We start from the raw sequence: 23,496 nt of genomic DNA on the forward strand, positions 1-23,496 counted from the left end.
CTGACGTCAATTTGATGTAGAACAGACTCAAATAGGTCTCATCACTAAATTCAGGGCTGAAGTGATTACACCAGCGCAAATTCGTGCCGGACGGGCGTTAATCAATGCCAAGCAAAGTGAGCTTGCTTCGGCGGCCGGTGTCTCCCTTGCAACATTGAATAACATCGAACGTGGTGTGGGCGATCCGCGGGCAAGTACGCTGGAGGCCATACAGCATGCCCTGGAAGGCGCAGGTATCAGGGTTGAAAGCGATGGTTCGACCGAGACGGTCAGCCTGGTAACGCTGACACGCCCCACGGCTTATGACACATTCTCTGCCAGTCAGCGCGTGCTGGAAACGTTGACAAAAGACCGGCTGTTGAAAGCCGAAAAGATTGTCTTTTTCGCGCGTTGGTCCCGTGAACTCAACGAACATGAACGTGCAAAACGCATTGGCGTTCTTGTGGTAGGAAAATGCCGTAGCATCCTGTTTGATCAGTCAGATTTCAGCTTGGAAAATGGCGCGCGCATCGCAGAGGTTGCTGGTATTCTTCTGGCTGCCTGGATCAAATACCCCGGCGCTCTCTACTATGCTCGCGATATCCAGGAAGACATGACCATTGCGCCTCTGGAAGAGGCCGTGACCAGGTTGAAAGACCAGGAATGGGCAGCCATGACCCATCCAAAGGACTTCCTGGAGCTGGTCGACGACTGGGATGGGCATCTTCGGTTATTCGCTGAGAAAGACGAGCATCCGTTGAAGGCACTTCTAAGCTTTGTCAGCAGCCACTAGTCCAGTTGCTCCAAGGCAAGGCCAATCGCTTCATCAACTGTCTGCTGCCTGACTGAATCACGATCGCCCGGGAAATGACATTCTTTGACAATCGTCGGTTTGCCTGTGACTGCACAACCAATGTAAACCAATCCGGCAGGCTTTCTTTCAGATGCGCCAGGACCGGCCACGCCGGTAACTGAAAGGGCAACCTCCACCGTTGTTTTCTGGCGGACGCCCTCCACCATGGCGCAGGCGACTTCTTCGCTGACGGCCCCTACCGTTTCAAACAGGTGGGAGGGAACGCCGATCATTTCAGATTTTGCTTCATTGGTATAGGTGACGAAGCCACGGTCCACCACATCAGACGAGCCGGGAATGGCTGTTAGTGCGCCACAGATCAAGCCGCCGGTGCAGGATTCGGCTGTGGCAAGATGCCAGCTGCGTTCTCTGCAAAGATCCAATAGCTTGATTGCGAGCTCTCTTGTCTTAGAAGGAAACATTGGGCAGCCATCCATTGAAGTCTAGCAGGAATATAATAATACCGGCAAAGAGGCCTGCAATCATGTCGTCGGTCATTATGCCAAAGCCACCGGGCAACTTCTTGTCCGCCCAGCCAATGGGCCAGGGCTTTGCAATATCGAAAAGCCGAAACAACAGAAATGCGGCTGCATATCCAGTGACTGTCACGGGTGCAAATGCAAGGGTCAACCAGACACCGGCCACTTCATCAATAACGACTTCACTGGCGTCATGGCTCCTTGTCAGGTTCGAATAGACCTGGGAGGACCAGATACCAATCGCGTAGGCAAGTATCGCAGCCAGGAACAGGGCAGAGGGCATCAGGTAGTGAGCGATGCCCCATGCGAAGGGTAGGGCGGCCAAGGTCCCCCAGGTTCCGGGCGCGGGACGCAAAAGGCCGACGCCAAACCAGGTCGAAAGAAATTTAGCCGGATGCCAGAAGGAAATCGGCCCGCTGATCATGGCGCCAAAACCATTGCGACTGCTTGCGCGGCAATACCTTCGCCACGGCCGGTAAAGCCGAGCTCTTCCGTTGTCGTTGCCTTGACGCTTACCCGCGTGACCGGCAATTCCAGTATTTCCGCGATACGTGAAGCCATTGCGTCCCTGTGTGGGCCGATTTTGGGTGCCTGGCAGATCAGGGTTACATCCACGTTGATAATTTCACCGCCTCGCTTTGAGACAAGTTCGCAGGCATGTTTCAGAAACTTATCGGATGCCGCGCCCCGCCACTGTGGATCGCTTGGCGGGAAATGCTGTCCGATATCGCCAGCAGCCACGGCGCCCAGCAGTGCATCGGTCAGGGCGTGAAGCCCGACATCCGCATCCGAATGCCCCACCAGTCCATAGTCATGGGGAATTTCAATGCCGCAGAGCGTCACATGGCCACCAGGTCCAAACCGATGAACATCAAAGCCGGATCCGATACGCGGTAGTTGTTTTGTTTCAGTCATTTCCTTGGCCCTGATGAAGTCGTCCGGCGTTGTCAATTTCAGGCATCGTTCGTCGCCGACGACAATTTTCACAGTCTGTCCATTAGCCTCGATGAGAGCCGCGTCATCGGTAAACTGCTGTCCTTCAAACAGCCTATGCGCACTGACGATCTCTGCATACCGGAAAGCTTGTGGCGTTTGTACGCGATAGAGTTGGGTGCGGTCGACCGTCTCTACGACGACCTGATTGTTGTCGGTGCGTTTCACCGTATCTACAACCGGGATTCCCGGGATGACAGCCACTTCTTGCTCCAGAGCTGAGATCAGCCTGTCTATCAGCTCTATGGGGACGAAGGGGCGGGCGGCGTCATGGATCAAGACGGCATCCGGCTGGCTTTCCTGAAGCGCCTTAAGACCCTCGTGGACTGACTGCTGCCGCTCTGCTCCACCATTGATGGGAGGCAACAAAGTCAGGTCATCAATGGACCGTTGGTAAAGCGCTTTGTCGTCGGGATGAATGACAACCTGGATATGTTTGATCGCGGGATGCTTTTGAAAGGATTCGACGCAGTGGCGCAGCACTGTCTTCTTACCGAGCTGTCGATATTGTTTGGGAAGTCCTGCACCTGCTCGTGAGCCTCGTCCGGCGGCAACAATCAGGACGGCAATCTTGGTCACGCGGCCCCCTTGGCATAAATAAGTTACTTTTACGGCTGGCAGGCAGCCCTCGTGATGCTATATATCGCGCCATGATTGGGTTGTACCACCTTTTTGCGATTCTTGTGCCGCTCTCTTTTCTGCCTGCCGCTTACCATGGCTGGCGGAAGGACCGTATGCCCGCGCTTACGCTGGCCCTGATCTGGGTGCCCGCAGCGGTTAGTGTCGTCTGGGTGGCCTTCTTCCTTGAGGGTGGTTGGGAGCGCAGTTTTACGGCCACATTGTGGGTCACCGTGGCTGTCAGCTCTATCCTTTACGCAGCGATTGCATCCCGCTCTCTGGTCCTTCGGGATCTTGTCGTGCTGTTCTATCCTTATATGTTCTGGATGGCTGTTGCTGCCTTGATCTGGGAACACGCGGAACCTGATTCGGTCAAGCAGGCGAGCGAATCGATGGACCCGTGGTTCTGGTCACATATCGTAACCGCGGTCTTAACATACAGCCTGCTGACGATTTCCGCTGTCGTTGCCCTTGGGGTGATCCTCAAGGAGCAGGCTTTGAAGCGGAAGTCCCCAGGTTTGCTGTCTCAGCGCCTGCCTGCGGTCATGGAGGCAGAGGCGTTGCAGCATCGCCTCCTTTTGGTCGCGGAAGTCGTGCTTGCGCTTGGACTGATGACAGGCATGGGCGCGCAATACTGGCAGACCGGCAGCTTGATTGTCGCGGATCATAAGACCTTACTGTCTCTCTTTTCCTTCATCATTATCGGGCTGCTGCTGTTTGCCGGATATAAATTCGGTATTCGGGGCAGACGGGCCTCGCAAACCTTGCTTTTGGCCTATTTACTAGTGTCTCTGGCCTATCCGGGTGTCAAATTCGTTTCCGAAATCCTTATGCGTCAATGATATCGGTAGGACTTTGGATTCCGCTGGTTTTTTTTGTGCCGTTTCGCTACAAATGCACAAAATTTAGGCGAAATAGAGAATTGCTTGTTTGATATGCAAGTTGATCCCATTCAGGTCGGCAATATGACGGTTGATTGCCCCGTTTTCCTGGCACCCATGTCCGGCGTGACCGATTTGCCCTTTCGGCGGATCGTGAAACGCATCGGTGCAGGTATGGTAGTTTCCGAGATGGTTGCCAGCAATGAAGCACTACGTGAGACACGTGGCACAATAAAACGTCTTGCCCGCGGCCCGCAAGAACGCCCGCAGGTTGTTCAGATCGTTGGTCATGACCCTTCTATTATGGCCGAGGCCGCACGCTTTTGTCAGGATATCGGTGCTGATGTTGTCGATATCAATTTCGGCTGTCCAGCCAAAAAAGTCACAAACAAGCTGTGCGGGTCGGCATTGATGCGGGATATCCCCACGGCCAGCGCAATCCTTGAGGCTGTTGTCGCGGCGACATCCTGCCCGGTCACCCTGAAGATGCGCACAGGCTGGGACGATGACAGCCGGAATGCCCCTGAACTCGCGCGGATTGCGGAAGATATCGGTATTCAGATGGTGACCGTGCACGGCCGGACGCGGGAACAGAAATATACCGGACGGGCCGATTGGCGTTTCATCCGTCAGGTCAAGGAAGCGGTTTCCATTCCGGTCATTGCCAATGGCGATATCTGCAGCGTCTCTGATGCCGCCAAATGTCTGAAACAATCGGGCGCGGATGGCGTGATGATTGGGCGTGGTGCGAATGGGCGACCCTGGTTTCTACGGCAGGTTATGGATTATTTGACGCAAGGCCGGGAGACACCGGATCCGGACCTGCGGACGCAAAAAGACCTTCTGATAGAGCATTACGATGCGATATTGAGCCACCATGGCGAATATACCGGCCTGAGGATGGCTCGAAAGCATTTGGCCTGGTATATCAAATCCCTGCATGGTGCAGCGGCGTTCCGGGAACGGCTGATGAAAATGGATGAGCCTGCAACGGTGATCGCAGCTATCAATGATTTCTACGCGCCTGCTATTGAACAGGAAGCCGCCTAATGACGGAATTGACTGAAAGTCCAAAAATCCGGTCTGATGCGCGGGCGGCTCTGGCTGGTGATGTCGTGTTGGGCGCGCTGCCTACACCGATTGTCGTGATCAATCAAAGCGATGATATCGTCTTCGCAAACTCGGCGGCAGAGCAGTTTTTCCAGTCGAGCGTAACGACATTGACCCGGGAAAACCTCCAGAACATCATCCCTCATGACAGTCCGCTGCTGTCGTTGGCCGGAAAAGTGCGCCGTACGGGCAGCAGCATGACAGAGCATGGTATCCATCTGATGACGCCCCGTATTGGCGAGCATATCTTGTCGGTGGATGCCTCACCGATGCTGGACACGCCAGGGCATATTGTCTTGATGTTCCATCCGGAATCCATTGCCGACAAGCTTAGCGACAGCCTGACACAGCGCGGTGCGGCCCGATCCGTCAGTGCCCTGGCCTCCATGCTCGCGCATGAGGTCAAAAATCCGCTTTCCGGTATCCGCGGGGCGGCTCAGTTGTTGGAGCAGATCGTCGAGCCCGAAGACCGGCAAATGACCAGACTGATCATCGAGGAGACCGACAGGATCGTAAAACTTCTCGACCGGATGGAAGTATTCAGTGACCAACCGAACCTGGAACGAAAGGCCGTGAACATCCACGAGGTTCTCGACCACGTGATTGAACTTGCGAAGAACGGTTTCGGGAAAGGCGTACGTTTTGTTGAAAAATACGACCCATCCCTGCCTCCGGTTTTTGGCGCGCGGGACCAGCTTATCCAGGTATTCCTGAACCTGATCAAGAATGCGACCGAAGCAGTTGATCCGGAAGATGGTGAAATCGTTGTGTCCACCTCCTATCGCCACGGCGTGCGTTTGACGATCCCCGGTGTTGAAAGTCTTCAATATCTTCCCCTGGTTGTCAGCATTCAGGATAACGGCCCCGGAATTCCGGACGACATGCGGCGGCATCTGTTCGATCCCTTCATCACCACAAAACAGGGGGGATCCGGGTTGGGACTGGCGCTGGTTGCCAAGCTGGTCGGTGATCAGGGCGGTTTCATTGATATGGAAAGCCGCCCGAAAATGACAGTCTTTAACGTATTGCTGCCGATGGTTCGCGAAGATACGCCCTCCACAGAAACAAATGACGAGTAACGGGAATGGCCGGGGAAACAATTCTTGTAGCTGACGACGACAAGGCCATTCGCACAGTTGTCGGGCATGCGTTGGGACGTCAGGGATATGATGTACGCCTGACCAGCAATGCTGCGACCCTTTGGAAATGGGTCGATGACGGCATGGGAAATCTGGTGATTACGGATGTCGTCATGCCGGATGGCAACGGTCTGGACCTGATCCCGCAAATCCGCAAGCGCCGCCCTGATTTGCGGGTCATTGCAATGAGTGCGCAAAGCACCTTGTTGACTGCGGTGAAGGCAACGGAAAGAGGGGCATTCGAATATCTGCCCAAACCCTTCGACCTTTCCGAACTGCTGGATATCGTCGATCGCGCGCTGGCAAGCCGCGATGAAGACGCGAAACTGCCGGACGGTGGGGAAGAAGAGGGACGTCTCCCGCTAATCGGGCGGACGCCCGCGATGCAGGAAGTGTATCGCGTGATTGCCCGACTGACGGCAACAGACCTTTCCGCCCTGATTACCGGCGAGTCGGGAACGGGTAAGGAGTTGATTGCCAAGGCATTGCACGAGTTTTCAAAAAGGCGTGCAGGTCCGTTCATGGCAATCAACATGGCGGCTATTCCGCGTGAACTGATTGAAAGTGAATTATTCGGTCACGAGAAGGGGGCTTTTACCGGGGCCACCAATCGCTATGCCGGTAAGTTTGAGCAGGCCCAGGGTGGAACACTCTTCCTCGATGAAATCGGCGACATGCCCCTTGAGGCCCAGACCCGCCTGCTGAGGGTTCTGCAGGAAGGGGAGTATACCACCGTTGGCGGCAGAACGCCGATCAAGACGGATGTACGGATTATCGCAGCTACTCACCGCGACCTGAAACAGCTTGTCCAGCAGGGATTGTTCCGTGAGGATCTGTTTTATCGTTTGAACGTTGTGCCGATCCGTGTGCCGCCGCTTCGCGAACGCCGTGACGACATCCCTGATCTCGTACGACACTTCCTGGGACAATGCGCGGAAGAGGGGCTGCCTCAAAAGACGTTGACCCATGCGGCCATGGAACGGTTGAAATCAGCGCGATGGCCCGGCAACGTCCGTGAACTGGAAAATGTGGTGCGCCGCCTGGCGGCCCTCTACGCACAAGACCAGATTGATGTTGATGTGATTGAGGCCGAACTGGCGGATCAGCCCAGTTATGCCGCAAATAACGCCTTCGATCCGGAAAAGGAAAGCCTGAGCCAGTCTGTGGAACGGCATCTGAAACGGTATTTCGAGGCCCATCGAGACAACTTCCCCGCTTCCGGTGTATACAGTCAGGTCTTAAAAGAGTTTGAGAGGCCTTTGATTTCATTATGTTTAGATTTAACAGAGGGAAATCAGGTCAGGGCGGCGGATATTTTGGGGTTAAATCGCAATACACTGCGAAAGAAGATTCGTGACCTTGAAATTCCTGTTGTGCGCGGACGAAAGTAACGGAAGTTGGTAAGTGGATAATAGCCAAATGGCGCTGCAGGACATTCAAACTGGCAAAGATGTGAACCCGGGAGAGGGTTCCAATGCAGAGCCTGCCCCGAAAAAACGGAGGCAACTGTCTTCACGTTGGGTGCGTGTTCTGACCGTGCTGCTCGCAGGTCTGGCAATCGTCGCAGGTGTCGCCACCTATGTCGTGCTTACCGGTACGGCTCCGGTTGCTACAGACCCGCAGTTTGTTGTCGCCCTGATCTATGTCGATCTTGTGATCCTGCTTCTGATCAGCGTGTTTGTGATCCGAAAGATCGTTGCAATCTGGTCGGCCCGCAGGCGAGGTTCCGCCGGATCGCAATTGCATGTGCGGCTCGTAATGATGTTCGGCGCCCTATCCGTATTGCCTGCGATCGTCGTCTCTGTCTTCTCGCTTTTGTTCCTCGATTTGGGTCTGGAGTCCTGGTTCAGTGAACGGGTACGAACGGCATTGAATGAAAGTCAGGCGATCGCCGAGGCTTATCTTGCGGAACATCAGAAGAATATTCAGGCGGATGCGCTGCAGATTGCCCGTGATATCAGTCGCGATGCCGCCGTTCTGGACAATAATCCACGGTTGCTGGAACGCGCCCTTAATTTCCACACGCAGTTGCGGGATGTGACGGAAGCAATCATCTTCAACCCCATCACAGGTATCAAGGCACGTGCCGGCTTGACATTCGTACTGGAGCTGGAGCCGATTAGCGAAGCTGCGGTTGATGATGCCCGAAATGGCGAGGTGGTTTTCCTCCGAACCGGGCAGGAAGACAGGGTTCTGGCCCTGGTCAAACTGGATAATTTTCTTGAAGAGAGCTTCCTGCTGGTTGGACGCTATGTCGACCCTCGTGTCCTTGCCAGGACGGAACGGACGCGTGACGCGGTCGCGCAGTTCGTCCAACTGGAACACAAACGTTCCGATATTCAGGTTTCATTTGCCCTCGCATTCATTCTGGTCGCGCTTCTGCTTCTGCTGGCGGCTGTGTGGTTGGGACTGAATTTTGCGTCACAGCTCACCAAGCCAATCAGTATGCTGATTGCCGCAACCGAGAAAGTCCGCAGCGGGGAACTGTCGGTTCGTGTGCCAGAGCTTTCGAAATCCGACGAGTTGGGCACTCTCAGCCGTGCCTTCAATAGGATGACGACCCAGTTGGAAAACCAACGTGCGGAGCTGGTGGAGGCTGCCCGGCAGATTGATGAAAGACGGCGTTTCACCGAAGCCGTTTTGACGGGGGTCACCGTAGGTGTTGTTGGGGTCGATGCAGAGGGACGCATTAATCTTCCAAACCGATCTGCATCCAATCTGGTGGGGATCGAACTGGAAGAATTAATCGGCCATGATCTCGGGACTGTTGTTCCCGAACTTGCAGGGCTGCTTGAAACTGCCCGAAAAGTGCAGTCGGACCGGTTGTTGGAACAGGAAATCCGGTTGGAACGCGACGGGGATGTGAAAAACCTTTTTGTCCGTATCGAGGTTGAACGGGACAATGACCGGATCGCCGGTTTTGTCGTGACCCTGGACGACATTTCGGACTTGCTATCCGCCCAGCGAAAGGCCGCCTGGGCAGATGTTGCCCGCCGGATTGCCCATGAGATCAAAAACCCGCTCACACCAATACAGCTTTCCGCAGAGCGGCTCAGGCGAAAATACCTGAAAGAAGTTCAGAATGACCCCCAGACCTTCGAGACCTGTGTCGATACCATCATTCGGCAGGTTGATGATATCGGGAGGATGGTGACGGAATTCTCGAGCTTTGCCCGTATGCCGAAACCTGCGATGCAAATACAGAATGTCAGTGACCTCTGCCGTCAGGCGGTATTCCTGCAAAAGAATGCGAATCAACATATAAATTATGATGTCGACCTACCCGATACGGTACTGGAGCTTTATTGTGACGGTCGACAGTTGAGCCAGGCCCTGACCAATCTGTTGCAGAATGCATGTGATGCGATAGATGGGCGGGAAGGCGATGACGCTCCGTCTGGCAAGGTCGCACTGCGGCTGAAACAGGATGGTGACAGTATTACGATCGAGGTTGAGGACAATGGTAAAGGCTTGCCGGAAGCGGGACGGGACCGCTTGACCGAACCTTATATGACTACCAGAAAGAAGGGTACGGGATTAGGGCTGGCTATTGTCAAAAAGATCATGGAAGACCATAAAGGGCGGCTCATAATTGGCGATTCAGTGCAAAACGAGAGTGGAACTGTAGTGACCATGGCGTTTTCATTAAGCGCCCTTTCTGCCTTGGCAAAGCAGGACGCGGATCAAGGGGGAGACAGGCATGGCGTCTGAAATCCTGATTGTCGATGACGAGATCGACATTCGCATGCAAATAGCAGGCATCCTTGAGGATGAAGGCTATGAAACGCGTGAAGCCTCCAACAGCGCCGAGGCTTACGCAGCCGTTGCGGCACGCCAGCCATCCCTGGTGATTCTCGATGTATGGCTGAACAACAGCGACCACGACGGTATTCAGATTCTGGAGACCATCAAACGCGACCATCCGACACTACCGGTCATTATGATCAGCGGCCACGGCACATTCGATATGGCGGTGAGCGCCACGAAAATCGGTGCCTATGATTTTATTTCCAAGCCGTTCAAGACGGATGTCCTGCTTCACACAATCGAACGCGCACTAGGCGAATCGAAATTACGTCGTGAGAATGAGGCCCTGAAAGTTATGACGGGCGGTCCGGCGATGGAACTGGTGGGCGGCTCCCCGGTTATGCAGGAAGTGCGGAAATCAATTGAAAGGGTCGGCGCGACTGAAAGCCGGGTATTGATCACCGGTGCCCCCGGTACGGGTAAAAGCCTTGCCGCCCGTATGATCCATGCGCATTCAAGCCGTCAGGACAGCCCGTTTGTGGTTTTGAACTGTGCCAGCCTTGATTCCGACACGCTCGACGAAGAACTGTTCGGTTGCGAGGCAAACGAGGATAGCCCGCGAAAGGTTGGCGTTCTGGAAGAAGCACATATGGGTACGCTTCTGCTGGACGAGGTGGCGGATATGTCGCTTGAAACCCAAAGCAAGATCGTGCGCGTCCTGCATAATCAGCGGTTCCAGCGGATTGGCGGTGATGGCTGGGTGAATGTCAACGTCCGGGTCCTTGCCACGACCAACAGGGATTTGAACGCCCTGATGCAGGATGGAACCTTCCGCGAAGACCTGTTTTACCGCTTGAATGTGGTGCCTTTGGTGTTGCCAGCGCTGGCGTTCCACCGGGAAGACATTCCGGAACTGGCGAATTACCTGCTGCAGCGGTCGGCGGTATCAAAAGGGCGGTCTATTCGTCATCTAAGTGCTGACGCTGTTGCGGCCCTGCAGGCCTATGAATGGCCGGGCAATGTCTGGGAGTTGGCGAACGTTCTGGAACGGCTACTGATATTGGCTCCGGGGCCTGCGGAAGAAGTCATTGCGGCAGATAGCGTCACAACCGCATTGTCTGAAAGTGACGGTGCTTCCATGAACGGCCTGTGGAATGCCGCTGAAGTTATGAATCTGCCTTTGCGTGAAGCCCGTGAAGCCTTTGAAAAAGAATATCTTCTGTTTCATTTGACGCGGTTTAGCGGCAATATCAGCCGCACGGCAGAGTTTGTCGGTATGGACCGTGCGGCATTGCATCGGAAATTGAAAGGCCTCGGGGTGCAGAATACCCTGAAGCAACGGGCGGACAGCTAATGACTGGAATGCCTTTCCTTTATCCCTACAAGAAATTATCGGAAGTTGAACAATGAAAGTGGTGATCTGCGGCGCAGGGCAGGTGGGGTTTCATATCGCCCGCTATCTTGCTGGAGAGCAAAACGACGTCACTGTTGTGGACCAGTCACCGGAATTGATCGGTAAGATCAACGACCAACTGGATGTGCAGGCCTTTGTCGGTCACGCAGCACATCCCGATGTTCTTGAACGGGCAGGCGCCGGTGAGGCAGACATGCTGATCGCGGTTACCTTCACCGATGAGGTGAATATGACCGCCTGCCAGGTTGCCCATACCTTGTTCAATGTTCCGAAGAAAATTGCCCGCATCCGCCAGCAGAGCTATCTGGACCCGGCGTGGCAAAATCTGTTTGCCCGTGAGCATTTACCGATTGATGTTATCATTTCCCCTGAACTGGAAGTCGCCCGCGCCATTGGTCGGCGGCTGCGTGTTCCGGGCGCGTTCGATCTTATTCCTATGGGCAATGACAAGGTTCAGGTGATTGGTGTCCGTTGTGACGAAGACACTCCGATCATCAACACGCCCCTTCGCCACCTGACCACTCTTTTCCCCGATCTGAACATCGTCATCATCGCAATCCTTCGCGGTGAGCGGATGATCATTCCGTCGTCAACGGACCAGATGCTTCCCGGCGATGAGGTCTATTTCGTGACCGACAAGGAACATATGGGCCGCGCGATGGCCGCATTCGGTCATGAGGGCAAACAAACACGACGTATCGTCGTTATCGGTGGCGGCAACATCGGCACGTATCTGGCGCAGGATCTGGAGGAAGCGGACGAAGGTTACTCCGTCCGGATTATTGAAAGTTCCAAGGCCCGGGCAAGGCAGGTGGCCGAAGCGCTTCCGACGACCAACATCATCGCCGGCGACGGATTGGACAGCGAAATCCTGGAGGAAGCGAATATCCGCCAGGCAGAAACCGTCATCGCCGTAACGGACCATGATGAAACAAATATCCTGGCCTCACTCTTGGCAAAACGTTTTGGCGCTGAACGTGCCGTCACATTGATCAACAAGACCAGCTATGGCCCCTTGATCACAACGCTGGGCATTGACGTTGTCGTATCCCCAAGAGAAATCACGGCCTCTACAATTCTTCAGCATGTGAGGCGCGGCCGCATTCGCTCCGTTCACTCCCTGCGGGATGGTTTTGCCGAGATTATCGAGGCGGAAGCGCTTGCGACGTCGCCGTTGGTCGGCAGGCCAATCAAGGATGCGAAGCTTCCGAAAGGCGTCCTTGTCGGTGCCATCGTCCGTGATGAGGAAGTCATTATCCCACGACCGGACACCGTATTTGAAGAAAACGATATCGTGATCATGATGGCGGCGGCGGAAACCGTCAAAAAAGTCGAAAAAATGTTTGCGGTTCGGCTGGAATACTTCTAAGCCCGTTGCGGTAAAGGTGATCACATTTTTCTGGAGAGACTGCTATGCCTCGCTTTGCGTATGTGAATGGACAATATCGGCGCCACAATGAGGCTGCTGTTCACATTGAGGACCGCGGCTATCAGTTTGCGGACGGCATCTATGAAGTCGTTACCGTCATGAACAATAAGCTCATCGACGAGGAGGGACATCTTGACCGGCTAGAGCGCTCTTTGAAAGAGCTGCAAATCGCAATGCCGATGTCCCGGCAGGTCTTCAAGATGGTCAGCCGTGAACTTGCCCGCCGGAATGGGCTGGATAACGGCCTGATCTACATGCAGGTAACGCGTGGTGTTGCTCCACGTAATCACGCTTTTCCGGCTGCAAATGTGCCACCTGCCGTTGTGATGACCACGAAACGTATGAATTTCAACAAGATGAAGAAATTCACCGAAGGCGTTTCCGTCATTACCATTCCGGACCAGCGTTGGGAGCGCCGGGATATCAAGACGGTCGCACTTTTGCCCAATTGCCTTGGTAAACAGAAAGCAACCGAAGCTGGCAGCTATGAAGCCTGGCAGGTTGACGGGGATGGCTATATCACCGAGGGCACCTCTTCAAACGCGTGGATTTTGTCCAAGGACAAGAAACTGATCACCCGTCCGTTGAGCAACGACATTCTGCATGGCATCACGCGCCGCACGGTTCTGCAACTGGCAGCCGAAGAGGGGATTGAGGTGGAAGAGCGGGCTTTCACTGTCGATGAGGCCTATGATGCTTTGGAAGCTTATGCAACGAGCGCAACGTCCTTTGTGACGCCAATCGTCAGGATTGATGACAAGGTGCTGGGCAATGGCAAGCCGGGCCACTTCGGCCAAAAGCTGCTGGCTGCTTATACGGACTACGCCGAGGGTGCAGGGGCGTCCTGACGAAAAAGGAATGGGGCTGAATTAAACAATGTTACCGCAACCGAAAGCCGTTCTGTTCGACTGGGATAATACGTTAGTCGATACCTGGCCGACAATTCATGCAGCCCTGAACCGGACTTATGAGGCTTTCGGCAAGGAAACATGGTCCCTGAATGAAACCAAAGACCGGGTCCGTTATTCCCTGAGAGACAGTTTCCCTGAGTATTTTGGTGATCGCTGGAAAGAAGCCAGTGATCACTTCTATACACAATTCGAGCAGCTTCATCTGACGGAGCTTGCCCCCTTGGAGGATGCAGAAGCACTTCTGTCCGGCCTTCAGTCAAAGGGCATCTACGTCGGTGTCGTCAGCAACAAGACCGGGCGTTACCTGCGTAAGGAAGTGTCTCATCTTGGGTGGGACCGGTTTTTCGGTCGTCTGGTCGGCGCCGGTGATGCAACACGCGACAAACCGGCCCCCGATCCGGTCCATATGGTACTGGAAGAAAGCGGCCTCCCGATTGATTCCTCCATCTGGTTTGTTGGCGATTCAAACGTGGATATGGAAATTGCCCATGCGACAGGCTGTACCGCTGTTCTGGTTAACAGGGAAGAGGAAAGCCACAAGGACGAGCGCCTTGCAGAATACCCGCCGCACTATCACAGCCCGGACTGCAAGGGAGTTCTGGCATTGATAGACGAATTAACGGCGTGACCAAAACGATGTCGGGCCTGTTGGCAAATTTTCTAAAAATTGTTTGAAATTATCATGTTGCCATGTAACCCCATTATTGAATAGAAATGTCCAGCGGGTTACGCTCGTGGCAGAAGAAGGGCGCTTTGGTTTGGCGGCCCCAAAGAAGAACAACACAGGGGGCATAAATGTCCGAAAAAAATCAGAATTTGCAGGATGTTTTTCTCAACAATCTGCGCAAAAGCAAAATGTCGGTCACCGTTTTCCTGGTAAACGGTGTGAAACTGCAGGGAATCATTACCTGGTTTGACAATTTCTGCGTCCTGCTGCGCCGGGATGCACATTCTCAGTTAGTGTATAAACACGCAATTTCGACTATAATGCCGGCAAACCCGGTTCAATTATTCGAACCGGATAAAGAAGGCGAAGAGTAAGGCCAAAAGCTCAAGTGACCACACGTTATAGTGCTGAAGGTAAAGGTTGGGGCCCGGCTGATCGTAGCCGGGCTCTTGTTATTCATCCCGTCCTGCGCCTCAAAGGTGAAAAGGTCCGTGACCCGGATTTACGGCTGGAAGAGGCCGTGGGCCTGACCCAAGCCATTGATCTGGATGTTGTGCATGCAGAAGCAGTCCGTGTGGACCGCGTGAACCCGGCAACCCTGATCGGTGGCGGTGTCAGAGAACGGATGGCAGACCTGATTGAGGCCATGGAAGTGGACCTCGTTATCATGGACTGCAGCCTGACGCCGGTTCAGCAACGTAACCTGGAGCGGGACTGGGATTGCAAGGTCATCGACCGGACGGGGCTGATTCTCGAGATATTCGGCGAGCGGGCGCGTACCCATGAAGGCCGATTGCAGGTGGAACTAGCCGCCATGCAATATCAACGCTCACGACTTGTTCGCAGTTGGACCCATCTGGAACGCCAGCGCGGCGGTCTTGGCTTCATTGGTGGCCCTGGTGAAAGCCAGTTGGAAATTGACCGACGCTTGATCGACGAGCGGATCGGCAAGCTGAAACGCGAATTGGAATCCGTAAAGCGGACACGGGAATTACAGCGTTCAGCACGCAAGAAGGTGCCCTATCCAGTGGTTGCCTTCGTCGGCTATACAAACGCGGGAAAATCCACACTTTTCAATAGGTTGACGGGATCTGATGTCTTCGCAAAAGATCTTCTCTTTGCGACCCTCGATCCGACCATGCGGGCCATTGAACTGCCGAGTGGCCGAAAGGTGATCCTCTCCGATACGGTGGGGTTCATTTCCGAACTGCCCACGGATTTGGTCGCGGCTTTCCGCGCGACCCTGGAAGAAGTGATTGAGGCCAATGTCATCCTGCATGTCCGGGACGTGTCCACGGCGGACAGCGAAGCGCAGCGGGACGATGTGATCGCCGTTCTGGACAGCCTCGATATAGATCCTGACGTGCCTGTGATCGAGGCGCTGAACAAAGTCGATCTGATGAGTGACGAGGAGCGGGAACGGATCGTCAATCAGGCGGATCGCGATGACAGTCTGCTTGTCCTGTCGGCTTTGAACGGCTGGGGGACAGACCGGCTTCTGGAAATAGTCGATTCGTTGTTGGCCAAGGAAGATGAGCTGGTAGAGCTTGTGGTTCCCTTTAGCGACGGGCGCCAGGTGGCCTGGCTGCACCAACATGGGCATGTAATAGAGCGGACCGACGAGGATGACGGAATTCATTTCAGGATTCGAATGTCGGTCGACATGCTGGGAAGGCATGATCAGCTCTTTTCCAAAACAGCGGATTAAGTCATTTTATCCTGTAACTTGATAGGGCAAGCAACTGTAATGTTTACAAAAGCAAGCGAAGTTACAGACCTTCTGGTTCAAGCGTCGACAGAGTTTGTTTTGCCGCGTTTTCGCGCTCTTGCCGATCAGGATGTACAGGAGAAGTCTCCTGGGGATTTGGTAACGGTAGCAGATATCGACGTTGAGCATTTTCTCAACGCCCAATTGCCATCTTTGCTGACAGGTTCCTGCGTCGTTGGAGAAGAGGCCTACGCAAAGGACCCAGGTATTCTGGAACGACTATCGAATGAAGAAGCTGTCTGGCTTGTTGATCCGGTGGACGGCACCGTGAACTTCGCTCACGGGCGCGAGACCTTTTGCGTTATGGTGGCATTGGTTTGCAAGGGTGAAACCGTGATGAGCTGGATCCATGATCCGCTTAGCGGAACGACAGCCTTTGCAGAGAAGGGCAGTGGGGCTTTCTGGGGCGATCAACGCCTGCGGACACCAACTCCACCGTCTTTTTCACAGTTACATGGACAGATAAATTTCGCCTATTTTGACCATGACATGCGATCTCCGCTGAAAACCAGAGCCAATGAAGCATTTGGAAGTTTGACCCGATTAGGCTGTGCCGGGCATGATTTTCTGGCGCAGGCACGCGGGACACGCCATTTTGCCTTTTATCGCCGCCTTTGGAGCTGGGATCATGTGCCGGGTACCTTGTTGTTACAAGAGGCCGGTGGTCGTGTGGGGCTATTGGATGGCGCGCGGATTCATCCCGCAGACCGCGTACAGGGGTTGATTACAGCGGCGAATGAAGAGCTTTGGTTCAAGATCAAAGATTTTCTTGATAATTATCTATAGCAGACCGATATCAGAGCAACACGGGGAGGTAGAGCAATGACAACAGTAGCTTTTTTGGGGTTAGGCGTGATGGGCTATCACATGGCTGCCCATCTGAAGAGCAAAGGTGGCTATGACGTAACCGTTTACAACCGGACCAAAGCCAAAGCCGAAAAATGGGTCGGCGAACACGGCGGGAAACTGGCTGACACGCCCAAAGAAGCCGCAAATGGGGCAGATATTGTCTTTGCCTGTGTCGGCAACGATGCAGACCTTCGTAGCGTGGTTTTGGGCGACGAGGGGGCTTTTGCCGGAATGTCTGCGGGCACGATCTTCGTGGACAACACAACAGCCAGTGCCGATGTAGCCCGGGAATTATATGCCATTGGCAAGGAGAAGGGCATCGGTTTCATTGATGCCCCTGTTTCCGGTGGCGAGGCCGGTGCTGTAAATGGTGTCCTGACCGTGATGTGTGGCGGAGATTCTGGTATCTACGAGCATGTGGAGACCGCTATTATGTCCTTTGCAAAATCCTGCAAACTGATGGGAGAAAGCGGTGCCGGACAGCTCACCAAGATGGTCAACCAGATTTGCATCGCAGGCTTGCTGCAAGGCTTGAGTGAAGGCATGAATTTCGGTCAGAAAGCCGGTCTCGACATGGAAAAAGTCATTGACGTGATCTCCAAAGGGGCGGCGGGGTCCTGGCAGATGGAAAACCGCGGTTCTACCATGTGTGCCGAAGAGTTTGATTTCGGCTTTGCTGTAGACTGGATGCGCAAAGACCTTGCAATCTGTCTGGGTGAAGCCAGGAACAACGGGGCGAGGTTGCCCGTGACCGCCCTGATTGATCAATATTATGCGCAGGTACAGGACCGTGGCGGCAATCGTTGGGATACGTCCAGTCTCGTTCACCTGTTGCAAAACCCTTAAGGAGCCCAACCTGTGGCGAGCGATCGGATATGTGCGGCGGCGGATACCGTCCAGAAAGTCAGTGATGACATCATCGCGCAGGCTCTGGCCGGCGTGTCTCCGGAAGAATTGCTCGCCACGCTTGTCCGTAATCTTCAACAGGCAGGCTTTCCACTATGGCGGTCGCTAATCTCCTGCGGCTGGATTCATCCGATGTTCCAGGCGCAAAGCTTTGTCTGGAATTCCGAGGACGATATTGTCGTGAAGGAGCAACATCTCCACGGCAGTGAAAATCTCGACGGATGGCTGCACAGCCCCATCAAGGCGATGATTGATGAAAGCCGGTATGAGGCACGCTTCAATATAGGGGCCGGGGAGGGATGTAATCAGTTCCCTGTATTGGCGGACCTGCGGGGCCAGGGCGGCACCGACTACCTATATATGATGGCTCCCTTCGGGCATGACGACGCGGCCCTCCATCGTATGGACGGCATTGTCTCCTCTTGGACAACAAAGCAGGAAGGCGGGTTTTCTGATGATGAAATCGACATCCTGAGACGCCTCTTTCCCCGTTTGGCGCTGGGAATGAAATCTCTCGTTCGCGAGCAGACGGCCTTGAATGTCCTGTCCGCCTATCTTGGTACCGGTGCGGGGCAACGTGTTCTGGAGGGCCAGATTCAACGCGGCGATGGAGATTACATTGACGCCGTAATCTGGTTCTGCGATATGCGTGATTCCACACGCCTTGCGGAACAATTGGCGCCAGAGGAGTATTTGAATCTCCTCAACAGCTATTTTGAGAAGACTGCGGGGATTGTGCTGGACCATGGGGGAGAAGTGCTGCGCTTTATCGGCGATGCTGTCCTGGCGATCTTCCCGATCGCCGGTTTCGGCGGGGCTGAACGAGCGGCAAGGATGGCCCTGGCGGCGGCCCGAAACTCTATTTCCTCCATGCCTATTCGTCAGGATGGCCTGCCGGACGTCAATTTTGGTCTGGGCCTGCATGTAGGGGAAGTTCTATACGGCAATATCGGTGTGCCGGAGCGGCTTGAGTTCTCAGTGATTGGCCGTGCGGCCAACGAGACCGCCCGTCTTGAAGACCTGACGAAAGAACTTGGCATCAACATGTTGGTTTCTCAGGATTTTGTGGATATTTCCCCGGTCTCTCCCTGGAAGAGCCTGGGAACCCAGGCGTTGACGGGCGTCAGTCAGCCGATTTCTGTATATACACTGGCTGACTGACCAACGAAGTTTGGCGGCAGGATTATATTTTTGGGACCGTACTATCACTCTGACCTGTCTGTGATGACAATTCATGCGCATTTTGTTGATAGAAGATGACCGGATGATTGGTGAGGGGCTGAGAAAAGGCCTCAAGCTAGGTGGTTATGCCGTGGATTGGGCGGAAGACGGTGAAACTGCGGAAATTTCGCTTTCCAATCAGCCGTATGATTTTGTGGTTCTCGATCTGGGGCTGCCGAACAAGAGCGGTATGGAGGTCCTGCAGGAAATCCGCCGTAAGAATAACGATGTGCCTGTGTTGGTCCTTACCGCGCGCGACAGCATTGCCGACCGTGTTGCCGGCCTTGATTGCGGGGCTGATGATTACATGCTCAAACCCTTTGCCCTGGAAGAGTTGGAGGCACGTATCCGTTCCATTGTCCGTCGACGGGCCGGACAGGCTCAACTGATCCTGAAACACGGTGATATCGCGCTTAACCCTGCGACCAAAGAAGTCTCTTTCCGGGAAAATAAAATAGCTTTGTCAGGTCGTGAGTTTTCACTGATCTATGATTTGATGAAAAGCCCCGGGGTTGTCATGTCCAAAAGCCAGCTGGAGGAGAGCCTCTACGGCTGGAACGAGGAAGTGAACAGCAATGCGATCGAGGTCCATATCCACCAGATCAGGAAAAAGATGGGCTCTGCTGTGATCCGGAACATCCGTAATGTTGGCTATGCTTTATATGATCCGGAAAAGAGTAAACAATGACATCCATTAAAGGACGGCTTGTCGTTTCGGTCTTGGCGGTCATTGTCCTGAGCACGTTGCTCACTTTAGGCATTACCTATTTCAAGCTGCGTGCGGAGCTTGACGAACTGTTCGACGAAAATATGCAGCAGGTTGCGGAAACCGTAATCAGGCACGGCTCCGCGCGAACCGAGAAGCTTCGTTCCTCAGACAACGACCGGGATCGGCTGAAGGGGGAAGAGGAGTTCCTGATCCAGATATGGCGTAATGGGCGGCTGACCTATTCGTCTTTGCCCAAGGTGAAATTTCCATTCCAGAGCGTGGACGGCGCGCATACCGTGACCTTTGAAGGACAGGAATGGAGGTATTATGCAACCGGACAGGGCGACATGTTTGTGCAGGTTTCCCAGCCTTTGCCTATTCGTCACGGGGCAAGTTGGGAGATTTATTCAGAACTGCTGATCCCGATCCTGCTCCAGCTTCCCATTGTCTTGGCCATTATCGGCTTTTTTATTGCTCATGGCTTCAAGCCTCTTACCAGAATTTCAAACTCAATTGCGATGCGTAATCCTGCGTATCTTGACCGAATTCCGGAATCGGATGCGCCAAATGAAGTAAAATCAATGGTGGTGGCGTTGAACGATCTTCTTGAAAGACTGGATCATGCGCTTACCGTTCAACGGCGTTTCACCGCTGATGCAGCCCATGAGTTGAGAACACCTCTGACAGCGGTTTCCTTGCAACTGGACGTCCTCCGGCGGGCGACAACATCTGTCGAGAGAGGCGAGGCCGTTCAGGAATTGAGGAAGGGGGTCGACCGCAGCACCCGCCTGGTCACTCAATTGCTTGAAATGGCCAGACAGGAACCCGGAAGCGTCGGCTCGGCGTTGACGGATTGCTATCTGCCTGAAATTGCCCGGGAGGTGATAGAGGAATACGAACCTCTAGCGCGAAACCGCGACGTTTCTCTCACGTTAACGGAGGCGGCTGATGCTGTTGTTAAAGGTGACAGAAATGCCTTGCGTGTCATGATTGGAAATATCGTCAATAATGCAGTGACATACACCCCCCCCCCAAGGGTGTTGTTGAGGTGTCAATTTGCCGCGCAGATGATTCGTCGATCCTCGAAGTGTCTGACAGTGGTATTGGCATTCCTGACGCGGAAAAAAGTCGGATATTTGATCGCTTTTACCGGGTTGCAGGCACTAAAACCCTAGGCTCTGGCCTTGGCCTGTCCATCGTAAGAACCATTGCTGAACGTTACGGTATCAACATACTGATTGGTAAAGGGATTGATGGATCTGGGACGGCTTTTCGGATGGTTTTTAGAACTTAAATTTGCCCCTTAAGTCTGCCTTAAGTTTTGTGATTTAGCTCCGGCTTGGAAAAACAAAACTTGGGGCATACATGATTACTGTCGTTGTTCCCGTCTATAACGAAAAAGACAATGTAACGTCTTTACTTCATGAAATATCCGAAGCTGCGACGGAGCTTCCCATCAGTGAAATCATCTACGTCGATGACTGTAGTGGCGATGGGACATTTGATCTTTTGAAACGTCTTCGCCCTGATTATCCGGCGTTGCGCATTATCAGGCACAAACATCAGTCCGGCCAGTCCGCAGGGCTTTGGACCGGCGTGAAAGCCGCAGGCAATGACCTGATCGTTACCATGGACGGTGACGGCCAGAACAATCCTGCCGATATGAAGATTCTTTTCGAGGTCTTTGAAGGTCACGAAAAGTCGAACCCCAAGGTCATGATTCTGGGGGAACGGAAAAAACGTAACGACAACTGGATACGTCGCCTGTCCTCTCGCGTTGCCAATGGCCTGCGCGCAAGTTTGCTCAAGGATCAGACCAGGGACACGGGCTGTTCCTTGAAAATGTTCCGACGCAGGGATTATCTCAACCTGCCTTATTTCGACCATATGCACCGCTTCCTGCCTGCTCTTATGATCAGAGAGGGGGTAGAGCTAGTGCATGTCCCGGTATCCCATAGACCGCGCCTTCATGGGCAATCCAAATATGGAACTCTGGACCGGGCCTTGGTGGGCATCGCTGATCTGGCTGGTGTTCTATGGCTTCAAATGCGGGCGCGCCGTGCGATCCCGGATGAGACCTATGAAGAGCTGGACTGAGGAAAAAAGAAGATGACATTACCCTCTCTAAATGTCGACACAATCTGGCTGGCCGTTGGTTTTCTGGGGCAGGGGTTGTTCTTTATGCGCTTTTTCGTGCAATGGATTGCTTCTGAAAAGAAACGCCAAAGCGTTATTCCAACAGCATTTTGGTATTTCAGCCTGCTTGGTGGGATTGTCCTGTTCAGTTATGCGGTCTGGCGTCAGGATCCTGTATTCATGCTGGGGCAGGGAACCGGCCTGCTGATTTACAGCCGAAACCTCTATTTTATACATCGCAAGCAGGATAGGCATCCTGTGGCATCCCAAACATCGGACAGAACCTGACTATGGTAACATCAAGATTTCAGGCGGCCTTCGTGCCGGTCGCACTGTTTGTATTTTTTCTGGCGGCAGTCTTCCTGCGTCCGCTTCTGCCAATCGACGAAACGCGCTATATGACGGTTGCTTGGGAGATGTGGCTGCGTGGCGATTGGTTTGCACCGCTTACAGTCAACTTTCAGCTTTATGAGCATAAGCCGCCGCTGCTTTTCTGGCTTATCAATACATCCTGGTCGGTTTTCGGCGTCAGCCGGTGGGCCGGTCTGGTACCGATCTTTTTTTTATCCCTCGCTTTCATCTATCTGACGCGGGCTTTGGCAAAAAAGCTGTTCCGCACCGACGAGCTAAATTTCGACCATTTACCCCCCCTGATGCTGGGAAGTGTGCCTTTTCTGATCTATGGCAGTCTGGTCATGTTTGACATAACACTGGCCGTGTTTGTGCTTCTGGCCTTGCTGGCGCTGGTTTCCTTTGCAAAATCCGGCAAGCCTGCATTCTTGCTCGGAATGGCCTTGGCAATGGGACTAGGGGTCTTGGCCAAAGGGCCTGTGGCGTGGCTCTATGTAATTTTCCCGGTGCTGCTTGCTCCCTATTGGTTGGGTGACAGGCGTCGTTGGCGCAGCTGGTATGGCTGGTGCGCTCTGGCGTTTCTCCTGTCGGCTATCCCTGTTCTTTTATGGCTGGTTCCGGTCTTGAGAGCCTCCAATCCGGATTTTGGCTTTAATCTGATTTGGGAACAGACTGCCGGTCGGGTTTCGGGGCATCTCGCGAATTCTCACGCAAGACCCATATATTTCTATTTGCCATTGTTGCCAGTTCTGTTCCTGCCCTGGGCCTTCATACCATCCTTCTGGCGGAGATCAGGCAACGCCAAGAAAACATTTAGCAGTAGTCAGGGGTTGAGGTTTATCGCCTGCTGGGTCATCCCGGTAATAATTTCCTTCTCCCTGATCAGCGGGAAGCAACCGCATTATCTCGTCCCGTTGTTGCCAGGTGTCCTGATCTTTGTCGCCAGCCGATTGCAAATACCAACGAAGAAGCTGCGCCTCATATCACTGACCATGATTGTCATATTGATAATCGGACAGGCGGTAGCATCCCGGACGGTCTTCCCGAAATATGATCTTGCCCCGATTGCTGATTATGTCGGCCAGCATGAGGGCAGAGACTGGGTGTTCACCAGAAAATACCAGGGGGAACTGACCTTTCTGGGGAGACTACAAAAGAAGCTTGATGACCGTGATCACGGTGAACTGAAAGAGTGGTTCAGCTCCCATCCGCAGGGGATGGCCGTTGTCCGATACACCGGAGAGGCCGAGGTTGCCGGTTTAGAACCGGTGCTGATCATACCGTATCGCGGCAGGTATTTGGGGATTTTCCGTAACAAACCTTGAGTCTCTCAACC

Annotated in this window: 24 protein-coding genes; 21 read left to right on the top strand and 3 right to left on the bottom strand. The window is 53.8% G+C overall.

Features of this window, described 5'->3' with window-relative positions; translation table 11 throughout:
• Nucleotides 1-61 precede the first annotated feature (61 nt).
• Nucleotides 62-772 (top strand): helix-turn-helix domain-containing protein, encoded by a 711-nt coding sequence (locus tag IF205_RS12985; RefSeq protein ID WP_259779788.1) that lies wholly within the window; start codon nt 62-64, stop codon nt 770-772.
• On the opposite strand, the gene IF205_RS12990 is transcribed toward IF205_RS12985, so the two are convergent.
• From IF205_RS12990 to IF205_RS13000, 3 genes are read right to left on the bottom strand one after another with little or no spacing between them, the layout of a single operon-like run.
• Entirely contained in the window at nt 769-1,254 is a 486-nt protein-coding gene (locus tag IF205_RS12990; RefSeq protein WP_259779789.1) for a CinA family protein, read from the bottom strand. The genes IF205_RS12985 and IF205_RS12990 overlap by 4 nt on opposite strands.
• A complete protein-coding gene (locus tag IF205_RS12995) occupies nt 1,241-1,735 on the bottom strand; it encodes a phosphatidylglycerophosphatase A family protein (protein ID WP_259779790.1) in 495 nt (164 codons plus the stop codon). The genes IF205_RS12990 and IF205_RS12995 overlap by 14 nt, the downstream gene beginning before the upstream one ends.
• On the bottom strand, nt 1,732-2,883 hold the full coding sequence (locus tag IF205_RS13000; protein WP_259779791.1) for a bifunctional 2-C-methyl-D-erythritol 4-phosphate cytidylyltransferase/2-C-methyl-D-erythritol 2,4-cyclodiphosphate synthase: 1,152 nt from the start codon (nt 2,881-2,883) through the stop codon (nt 1,732-1,734). The genes IF205_RS12995 and IF205_RS13000 overlap by 4 nt, the downstream gene beginning before the upstream one ends.
• Before the next feature lie 155 nt (nt 2,884-3,038).
• Between IF205_RS13000 and ccsA the strand changes: the two genes are divergently transcribed.
• The 20 genes from ccsA to IF205_RS13095 all read left to right on the top strand — a co-directional run bounded on the left by ccsA (nt 3,039) and on the right by IF205_RS13095 (nt 23,485).
• Nucleotides 3,039-3,764, top strand: coding sequence for a cytochrome c biogenesis protein CcsA (gene ccsA / locus IF205_RS13005; protein WP_259779792.1), 726 nt, complete (start codon nt 3,039-3,041; stop codon nt 3,762-3,764).
• Between the two features lie 93 nt (nt 3,765-3,857).
• Nucleotides 3,858-4,853, top strand: a complete 996-nt coding sequence (gene dusB / locus IF205_RS13010) for a tRNA dihydrouridine synthase DusB (protein ID WP_259783283.1) — start codon at nt 3,858-3,860, stop codon at nt 4,851-4,853.
• Nucleotides 4,853-5,992, top strand: coding sequence for a two-component system sensor histidine kinase NtrB (locus tag IF205_RS13015; protein ID WP_259779793.1), 1,140 nt, complete (start codon nt 4,853-4,855; stop codon nt 5,990-5,992). The genes dusB and IF205_RS13015 overlap by 1 nt, the downstream gene beginning before the upstream one ends.
• 5 nt (nt 5,993-5,997) lie before the next feature.
• Nucleotides 5,998-7,443, top strand: coding sequence for a nitrogen regulation protein NR(I) (ntrC, locus tag IF205_RS13020; protein ID WP_259779794.1), 1,446 nt, complete (start codon nt 5,998-6,000; stop codon nt 7,441-7,443).
• 13 nt (nt 7,444-7,456) lie between these two features.
• On the top strand, nt 7,457-9,763 hold the full coding sequence (locus IF205_RS13025; RefSeq protein ID WP_259779795.1) for a sensor histidine kinase NtrY-like: 2,307 nt from the start codon (nt 7,457-7,459) through the stop codon (nt 9,761-9,763).
• Nucleotides 9,753-11,153 (top strand): nitrogen assimilation response regulator NtrX, encoded by a 1,401-nt coding sequence (ntrX, locus tag IF205_RS13030; protein ID WP_259779796.1) that lies wholly within the window; start codon nt 9,753-9,755, stop codon nt 11,151-11,153. The genes IF205_RS13025 and ntrX overlap by 11 nt, the downstream gene beginning before the upstream one ends.
• A gap of 52 nt (nt 11,154-11,205) precedes the next feature.
• A complete protein-coding gene (gene trkA / locus IF205_RS13035) occupies nt 11,206-12,582 on the top strand; it encodes a Trk system potassium transporter TrkA (protein ID WP_259779797.1) in 1,377 nt (458 codons plus the stop codon).
• A 44-nt stretch (nt 12,583-12,626) separates the two neighbouring features.
• Nucleotides 12,627-13,490, top strand: a complete 864-nt coding sequence (locus tag IF205_RS13040; RefSeq protein ID WP_259779798.1) for a D-amino-acid transaminase — start codon at nt 12,627-12,629, stop codon at nt 13,488-13,490.
• Nucleotides 13,491-13,518: 28 nt separating this feature from the next.
• Nucleotides 13,519-14,181, top strand: coding sequence for an HAD family hydrolase (locus IF205_RS13045; RefSeq protein WP_259779799.1), 663 nt, complete (start codon nt 13,519-13,521; stop codon nt 14,179-14,181).
• Between the two features lie 167 nt (nt 14,182-14,348).
• Complete coding sequence (gene hfq / locus IF205_RS13050) at nt 14,349-14,594, top strand: RNA chaperone Hfq (RefSeq protein WP_259779800.1); 246 nt, start codon at nt 14,349-14,351, stop codon at nt 14,592-14,594.
• A gap of 14 nt (nt 14,595-14,608) precedes the next feature.
• Nucleotides 14,609-15,928: a GTPase HflX gene (gene hflX, locus IF205_RS13055; RefSeq protein ID WP_259779801.1), complete on the top strand. Its 1,320-nt coding sequence runs from the start codon at nt 14,609-14,611 to the stop codon at nt 15,926-15,928.
• A gap of 39 nt (nt 15,929-15,967) precedes the next feature.
• Nucleotides 15,968-16,774 (top strand): inositol monophosphatase family protein, encoded by an 807-nt coding sequence (locus IF205_RS13060; protein ID WP_259779802.1) that lies wholly within the window; start codon nt 15,968-15,970, stop codon nt 16,772-16,774.
• Nucleotides 16,775-16,810: 36 nt separating this feature from the next.
• The gene (locus IF205_RS13065) at nt 16,811-17,683 is read left to right on the top strand and encodes an NAD(P)-dependent oxidoreductase (protein ID WP_259779803.1); all 873 of its coding nucleotides are present in this window, start codon (nt 16,811-16,813) and stop codon (nt 17,681-17,683) included.
• A 12-nt stretch (nt 17,684-17,695) separates the two neighbouring features.
• Nucleotides 17,696-18,904, top strand: coding sequence for an adenylate/guanylate cyclase domain-containing protein (locus IF205_RS13070; protein ID WP_259779804.1), 1,209 nt, complete (start codon nt 17,696-17,698; stop codon nt 18,902-18,904).
• 73 nt (nt 18,905-18,977) lie between these two features.
• The gene (locus tag IF205_RS13075; RefSeq protein WP_259779805.1) at nt 18,978-19,652 is read left to right on the top strand and encodes a response regulator; all 675 of its coding nucleotides are present in this window, start codon (nt 18,978-18,980) and stop codon (nt 19,650-19,652) included.
• Nucleotides 19,649-20,848 (top strand): sensor histidine kinase, encoded by a 1,200-nt coding sequence (locus tag IF205_RS13080; RefSeq protein WP_259779806.1) that lies wholly within the window; start codon nt 19,649-19,651, stop codon nt 20,846-20,848. The genes IF205_RS13075 and IF205_RS13080 overlap by 4 nt, the downstream gene beginning before the upstream one ends.
• Complete coding sequence (locus IF205_RS20635) at nt 20,752-20,967, top strand: sensor histidine kinase (protein WP_375542690.1); 216 nt, start codon at nt 20,752-20,754, stop codon at nt 20,965-20,967. The genes IF205_RS13080 and IF205_RS20635 overlap by 97 nt, the downstream gene beginning before the upstream one ends.
• Before the next feature lie 71 nt (nt 20,968-21,038).
• Nucleotides 21,039-21,770: a glycosyltransferase family 2 protein gene (locus IF205_RS13085; protein ID WP_259779807.1), complete on the top strand. Its 732-nt coding sequence runs from the start codon at nt 21,039-21,041 to the stop codon at nt 21,768-21,770.
• A 12-nt stretch (nt 21,771-21,782) separates the two neighbouring features.
• Nucleotides 21,783-22,097: a lipid-A-disaccharide synthase N-terminal domain-containing protein gene (locus tag IF205_RS13090; protein WP_259779808.1), complete on the top strand. Its 315-nt coding sequence runs from the start codon at nt 21,783-21,785 to the stop codon at nt 22,095-22,097.
• A gap of 32 nt (nt 22,098-22,129) precedes the next feature.
• A complete protein-coding gene (locus IF205_RS13095) occupies nt 22,130-23,485 on the top strand; it encodes an ArnT family glycosyltransferase (RefSeq protein WP_259779809.1) in 1,356 nt (451 codons plus the stop codon).
• The last annotated feature ends 11 nt before the right edge of the window (nt 23,486-23,496 follow it).

The sequence above is a fragment of the Aestuariispira ectoiniformans genome (assembly GCF_025136295.1).
Taxonomy (GTDB): domain Bacteria; phylum Pseudomonadota; class Alphaproteobacteria; order UBA8366; family Aestuariispiraceae; genus Aestuariispira_A; species Aestuariispira_A ectoiniformans.